Source organism: Raskinella chloraquaticus (SeqCode), from assembly GCF_021731865.1.
Classification (GTDB): domain Bacteria; phylum Pseudomonadota; class Alphaproteobacteria; order Rhizobiales; family UBA4765; genus Raskinella; species Raskinella chloraquaticus.
Genome location: NZ_JAKFWN010000014.1, coordinates 40,245 through 46,244 on the forward strand (window position 1 = coordinate 40,245; position 6,000 = coordinate 46,244).

General features: G+C 59.9%; 7 protein-coding genes. 4 read left to right on the top strand and 3 right to left on the bottom strand.

Going from position 1 to position 6,000, the window contains the following annotated elements:
• Window positions 1-116: 116 nt before the first annotated feature.
• Complete coding sequence (locus tag ACINK1_RS05335) at window positions 117-1,028, bottom strand: alpha/beta fold hydrolase (protein ID WP_376801883.1); 912 nt, start codon at window positions 1,026-1,028, stop codon at window positions 117-119.
• 190 nt (window positions 1,029-1,218) lie between these two features.
• Between ACINK1_RS05335 and ACINK1_RS05340 the strand changes: the two genes are divergently transcribed.
• The 3 genes from ACINK1_RS05340 to ACINK1_RS05350 are packed head-to-tail and all read left to right on the top strand — an operon-like array spanning window position 1,219 to window position 2,949.
• Window positions 1,219-1,818 (top strand): CGNR zinc finger domain-containing protein, encoded by a 600-nt coding sequence (locus tag ACINK1_RS05340; RefSeq protein ID WP_376801882.1) that lies wholly within the window; start codon window positions 1,219-1,221, stop codon window positions 1,816-1,818.
• Between the two features lie 52 nt (window positions 1,819-1,870).
• On the top strand, window positions 1,871-2,335 hold the full coding sequence (locus ACINK1_RS05345) for a DUF1348 family protein (RefSeq protein ID WP_395760015.1): 465 nt from the start codon (window positions 1,871-1,873) through the stop codon (window positions 2,333-2,335).
• Window positions 2,336-2,340: 5 nt separating this feature from the next.
• Entirely contained in the window at window positions 2,341-2,949 is a 609-nt protein-coding gene (locus ACINK1_RS05350; protein WP_376801880.1) for a pyridoxamine 5'-phosphate oxidase family protein, read from the top strand.
• Between the two features lie 18 nt (window positions 2,950-2,967).
• Here ACINK1_RS05350 and ggt read toward each other — a convergent pair whose 3' ends face one another.
• Both ggt and ACINK1_RS05360 read right to left on the bottom strand, forming a co-directional pair.
• Entirely contained in the window at window positions 2,968-4,734 is a 1,767-nt protein-coding gene (ggt, locus tag ACINK1_RS05355; protein ID WP_395760016.1) for a gamma-glutamyltransferase, read from the bottom strand.
• Between the two features lie 24 nt (window positions 4,735-4,758).
• Window positions 4,759-5,298, bottom strand: a complete 540-nt coding sequence (locus ACINK1_RS05360) for a peroxiredoxin-like family protein (RefSeq protein WP_376801877.1) — start codon at window positions 5,296-5,298, stop codon at window positions 4,759-4,761.
• A 166-nt stretch (window positions 5,299-5,464) separates the two neighbouring features.
• Between ACINK1_RS05360 and ACINK1_RS05365 the strand changes: the two genes are divergently transcribed.
• Window positions 5,465-6,000, top strand: a 536-nt coding sequence (locus tag ACINK1_RS05365; RefSeq protein WP_395760017.1) for a YbaK/EbsC family protein, incomplete at its 3' end; no start/stop codon positions are given.

Consider the following 6,000-nt stretch of genomic DNA (forward strand, 5'->3'; position numbering starts at 1 on the left):
AATCACGATGATTGCAACGGCAAAGGCCGGCTTTGGGGCGATGCCGGATAGTCATACTGCGGCATCGCTGGTTGCTGGCTTTTTTCAGGCGGCGCGTGTTGCCGCCGCCATTGGCGTCATTTGCTTTTGCTGTGGCGGGCCAGAAAGCCCATCATCCTCGCTGCGATTTCACCTGCATGGGTCTCAAGCGCGAAGTGCCCGGCGTCATAGAGATGGACCTCGGCAGCGGGTACCTGCGCCTTGAAATACTCGACACCTTTGAGCGTGAAGAAGGGATCATTCCGGCCCCAGACGATCAGCAGCGGTGGCTGCTTTGCCTGCAGATATGCCTGCCATGTCGGGTAGTTGGCGACATTGTCCTTATAGTTGAACAGGATTTCGGTCTGGATGTCGGCAACTCGCGGGCGGTCGAGCTTCGCCTGATCATAGACCCAGGCTTCCGGCTGCAGGCGCTCGCTCAGCGTGGCGCCGTGCGTGTACTGGAATTTGGTGGTCTCAGCGCTCAGCAATGCGCGGACCGGCACCTCGCTTTCAGCATTACGGTTCTGCCAGAACGGCGCGATGCTCTTCACCACATCCGGGTTCCAGCCTTCTACATTGGCTACCGCGTTCTGGATGATGAGACCGCGTACGCGCCCGGGATGTTTGACGGCTAATCGAAGGCCTACTGGCCCGCCATAATCCTGCATGTACAAGAAATAGCGCGACGCACCGACTGCTTTGGTGAATTCGTCAACAATGTCGGTCAGCGCCTCAAAGGTGTAGGGGAATGATGTCAGAGGCGGCACTGCGCTTTCGCCAAAGCCAGGATAGTCGGGTGCGATGACCCGGTACTTGTCCGCGAGACGGGGAATGAGGCTGCGGAACATGTGTGAGGATGACGGAAACCCGTGGAGAAGAAGCACGACCGGGCCGTCCTTTGGCCCCGCCTCGCGATAGAAAATGTCGAGGTTGCCAATTTTGACGGTGTGCTGACGCGTTGGCGGAGATCCGGCATGGGATGATCGCGGTAAAAGGCTCAAAGCCATCAGCATCATGCTGGCGCCGAGGCCGGCGTGCGCAAGCGCACGGCCTAATTTGTTGCTTAAGAATAAGGGCATATGCGCTCGCTCCTGTATTTGTAACCGTTGTTTGATATTTTTAACGGTATCAATTGACCAAACACCTGTCAATGAGTATTTTGTCAGTTACAGGCTGAGCGTCGTCATGAGGAGCCGAATGGGTTCGATCCCTGCGAAGGAAACGGAATTCATCGACGGGCTGCCGTTTTTCGGCGGGCGGTTGTGGATTGATCTGCTGAACACGACGATGTTCAGCGGCGAGGATTTCCGTGACCTGATTGCCAGCCCGGAGCGGTTTTCCGCCTGGCTGGCGGCAGCTGGCATGGCGTCTGACATAACGGCCAGCGGCAGCACTGACGGCACCGAGGTGCGCGGGCTGCGCGAGCAGCTTCGCTCTGCCGTTGACCTGTTTCGCATCGGCGCGCCGCCGCCGGCTGCCCTGATCAATGCCATCAACCAGAAGCTGGCGCAGGTCAGCGTACGGTTACTGCTTGAAAAGAGTGCGAACGGCTTCCGGTTTGTCGAGCGGTTTGACGCGGGCGAAGCGGGGCCGTGCGGCGTGATTGCGGCTGATTTCGCGCGCTTCATCTGCGAAGCCGAGCCGGAGCGTCTGCGGCGCTGCTCGAACCCCGCCTGCACCATGGTTTTCTACGATACCAGCAAGAACAAAACCCGGCGCTGGTGTACGATGACCATCTGCGGCAATCGCGACAAGGTGGCGCGCTTTCGTGCCCGGCAATCGGGGCATGCCGCCTGATGCGCCCTGCGATCGTGCGTAACGTAGATCCCGTCCACACAACAGGTGACCCATGTCAAGACCGCCTTTTCCTCCTTTCACCCATGAGAGCGCGGCGCAAAAAGCCCGTATGGCCGAAGATGGCTGGAACGGGCGCGATCCGCAGAAAGTGGCGATGGCCTACACGCCCGACAGCCGCTGGCGCAATCGTGCCGAGATTTTCCAGGGGCGCGAGGCGATTGTCGCTTTCCTCACCCGCAAATGGATCCGTGAGCTCGATTATCGCCTGATCAAGGAAGTCTGGGCGTTTTCAGGACACCGCATCGCCGTGCGGTTTGCCTATGAATGGCATGATGATGGCGGGCACTGGTTTCGCAGCTATGGCAATGAGAACTGGGAGTTCGACGCGCAGGGCTTGATGAGCGCGCGTCATGCCAGCATCAATGATCTGCCGATCACGGACGCCGAGCGCAAATTCCACTGGCCGCAAGGGCGCCGCCCGGATAAGCATCCCTCATTGAGCGAATTGGGTCTGTAGGTGTCATGACAATCCCATCGAGTGATGTCGCGTTCAGCGAAGCAGTCAAGGCGATCCAGACGCGTAAAGGATCGCGCGCCTCCTATGCGCAAATCGAAGCGCGTGGTGGGTTCGCCACCACGATCACGCCCGATCTTGCCGTTTTCATCGCGGCGCAACGCAGCCTGTTTATGGCCACCGCCAATCGTGACGGGCAACCCTATATCCAGCATCGCGGCGGGCCACCGGGATTCCTGCGGGTGATCGATGACAGGACGCTGGGCTTTGCTGATTACCGCGGCAACCGGCAATATATCTCGCAAGGCAATCTTGGCGACAATCCGAAAGCCTATCTCTTCCTCATCGACTACATGAACCGGCGTCGCATCAAGATCTGGGGCACGGCGCGGATCATCGAGGGGGATGATGAGCTGATCGCGCGGCTGATGCCGGACGGCTACAAGGCAAAGCCGGAGCAGGTTGTGTTGTTCACGCTAACAGCCTGGGATGCCAATTGCCCGCAGCACATCCCGCAGCGATTTGAGGCTGAGGATGTGGCGCGGGCGCTTCAGGAGCGTGACGAGAAGATTGCGGCGCTTGAGGCGGAAATTGCCAGGTTGAAGGCAGCGGGTTGATCGGCACGCCTGCCCGCGTCAATACCCTTCGGCAAGCGTGCCGCGCTGGCGCGGATCGCTGGCGCCCGTCAGCCCGTCCTTCGTCAGCATGATCGAATTGGCGGAACCGGATGTCGAGCCGATGACGACCTTGTGGCCGCGCGCTTCCAGCAGGCGCAGCGTATCGGGCGATTGACCGGTTTCGGTCAGGAGAAAATCCGGGCGCCATTGATGATGAACGCGAGGAGCCGCGACTGCTTCGGCGATATTCATGCCATGATCGATGACGTTGGAAATGACCTGCAATGTGGTTGTAATGATGCGGCTGCCCCCGGGGCTGCCGGTGACCAGAAACAGCTTGTTGTTGCGAAAGACGAGGGTTGGCGTCATCGAGGACAGTGGACGTGCGCCGGGAGAGACGGAATTAGCGTTTGAGCCGACGAGACCATAGGCATTCTGGGCGCCGGGTTTGGCGGAAAAATCGTCCATTTCATTGTTGAGCAGAACGCCGGTCCCCTCAGCGACCATGCCGACGCCATAAGAAAAATTCAGCGTATAGGTGTTGGCAACCGCATTGCCCTCGGCGTCGACGATGGAAAAATGTGTCGTCTGATCGCTCTCATGGGCGAGCGGATTGCCGGCGGCGATGTCGTCGGCCTTGCGCGCCTGTTCGACGTTGATCTTCGCCCGCAGGCTCGCCGCATAGGCTTTGTCGATGAGGCCGCGCAGCGGAATTTTGACACGGTCGGGATCACCGAGAAACTGGGCGCGATCGGCGTAGGCCGGTTTCATCGCCTCGACCAGCAGGTGAAGGCCCGTCGCGCTGCCAGCGCCGAGAGCGGCCAGATCATAGCCTTCAAGGATGTTCAAAATCTGGATAAGGTGGACGCCGCCGGATGAGGGTGGCGGCATGGAAAAGATGTCGTAGCCGCGATACTGACCCTTCACCGGCTGGCGCTCGATGACACGGTAGTCAGCCAAGTCCTGACTGGTCATGATGCCGCCCAGCGCGCGCGTGGCGGCAACGATCTTTTCGGCAATGGCGCCGCGATAAAATGCATCAGGACCGCTGGCGGCGATTGCTGACAGGGTGGCGGCAAGATCGCTCTGGACGAGGCGGTTGCCGGTGGCCAGAGGCTTGTCACCGGAAAAGAAAATCGCCCGGCTGCTGGCATGACGAGCGAGGCGGGCAGCACCACCGCCCAGCGAATCGGCCAGATCATTGTCGATGATGATGCCGTCGCGGGCGAGGCTGATCGCCGGAGCGATGAGGTCGGCGAGCGAAAACCTGCCCGAGCCATATTTCCGGTGCGCCAGCGCCAGGCCACCGACCGTGCCTGGAGTGCCGATTGCCAACCCTGAATCGCGTGATTTCTGTGGGACCGCTTCTCCCTTGTCGTCCAGAAAGAGGGTGGCGGTTGCAGCCGCCGGTGCTGTTTCGCGGTAATCGATGGCAATCGTGTCGGCGCTCGCGGCACGGTGGACGAGCATGAATCCGCCACCGCCGATATTACCGGCGCGCGGCAGGGTGACGGCAAGGGCGAAACCGACGGCAACTGCGGCATCAACTGCATTGCCGCCGCGCCTGAGAATGTCGACACCGATGCGGGTCGCCTGCGCTTCCTGCGATGACACCATGCCACGGACAGCTTTCGCCGGCAGCAGCCGGGCGGCATCGGATAAAATTGCCTGATTGGCCCGTGGCGTTCCGGGCGGCGTACCTTGCGCCCGCCCGTCAATTGCGTGTGACAGACAGAACCCGGCGATCAGGCAGGATCTCAGTGCGTTTGTGATCATGGTGTGCATGAGACCCCGCCTTGCTGTGGCTTGTTATACCGCGCCGGTATACTCGCCGCGCGCCGGGTAATCGGCCTTGATAACAAAATCGACTGCGCCCAGCATTTCCTGAAAATTCGGTCGCGCGAAGGGCATCGTCTGGAGCGACAGATAATAAAGCGTCCCATCAGCCTTGACCAGAAACACACCAGGCTCGGAGAAAAGTGCCGGCTCTTCAATGCCAATCGAGGTCTTGCCGCGCGAGGTGGAAATATAAAGCCCCCATTCACGGGCTGTCGGCAGGCTCAATCCATAGGCAAAGCGTAGCGCCTTGGCGGCGATCTTGTCAGCCATGGCGCGCGTGCGCTCCTGGCTGTCTGAACTGATGGCAATGGTCTCCACGCCGCGTTCAGCAAAATCAGGAGTGAGGCGCTCGAGTTCCTTCAGATAATTGGCGCAAATCGGGCAATGCAGACCGCGATAGAAACACACCAGCGTCATGCGCTGTGGCGTTGCGGATTGAAGGTTGAACGCGCCGTGGTCGAGTGTCGACAGCGCGAGGGCGGGAACAGGCTGACGGGGAATGAGGCTCATGCTAACTCCTGAATGAGGGTACGTAGCGGTTTGAATGATTTGCACGCCGGTTTCAATCACAGCGCAACACACAAGCATGTCATCGGCGATCAATGCGACCATCAAGGTCTGTCTTGTTGCGGGAGCGGTGTGATCTTTTTTAAGCCGGCAAGCATATCATTTGCAAATGCCCTACTTGGCGGCAGGCTCGCGACTTGCCAAGATCGCGATTGCGGAAGAGGAGCCGATGATGAAAGCCGCCAGCCACCCGAGCGCGCTCAAGGTCCAGGCCATGCTGGGGCATGATTTCGAAGTCATGGAATTCGATAAAAGCACGCGCACCGCCGAAGAGGCGGCAGCGGCGATCGGCTGCAGGCTTGCTGAAATCGCCAAATCGCTGGTGTTTCGCGATCAGGCGACGGGGGTGGCTGTCATCATCATTGCCTCTGGCGCCAATCGGGTCGATGAAGCCAAGGTGCGCCGGCTGATCGGGTCAACCATCGAGCGAGCGCCGCCTGACTTCGTGCGGGACGTGACAGGATTTGCAATCGGCGGCGTTCCACCGATTGGTCACGCCGCCGGCAACTCCATTTTCATCGATGAGGATCTGATGGTCTTGCCGTTCATCTGGGCTGCGGCTGGAACGCCCAATGCGGTGTTTCGTCTGACGCCGCAGGAACTCCTGGAAATCTCGGGCGGCCACACGGCTGATATCAAGGAAAA

What these genes read in the sequence shown, in the direction of transcription:
- ggt (WP_395760016.1), bottom strand. Translation starts at nt 4,734, where the DNA reads ATGCACACCATGATCACAAACGCACTGAGATCCTGCCTGATCGCCGGG.
- ACINK1_RS05345 (WP_395760015.1), top strand. Translation starts at nt 1,871, where the DNA reads ATGTCAAGACCGCCTTTTCCTCCTTTCACCCATGAGAGCGCGGCGCAA.
- ACINK1_RS05350 (WP_376801880.1), top strand. Translation starts at nt 2,341, where the DNA reads ATGACAATCCCATCGAGTGATGTCGCGTTCAGCGAAGCAGTCAAGGCG.
- ACINK1_RS05340 (WP_376801882.1), top strand. Translation starts at nt 1,219, where the DNA reads ATGGGTTCGATCCCTGCGAAGGAAACGGAATTCATCGACGGGCTGCCG.
- ACINK1_RS05335 (WP_376801883.1), bottom strand. Translation starts at nt 1,028, where the DNA reads ATGGCTTTGAGCCTTTTACCGCGATCATCCCATGCCGGATCTCCGCCA.
- ACINK1_RS05360 (WP_376801877.1), bottom strand. Translation starts at nt 5,298, where the DNA reads ATGAGCCTCATTCCCCGTCAGCCTGTTCCCGCCCTCGCGCTGTCGACA.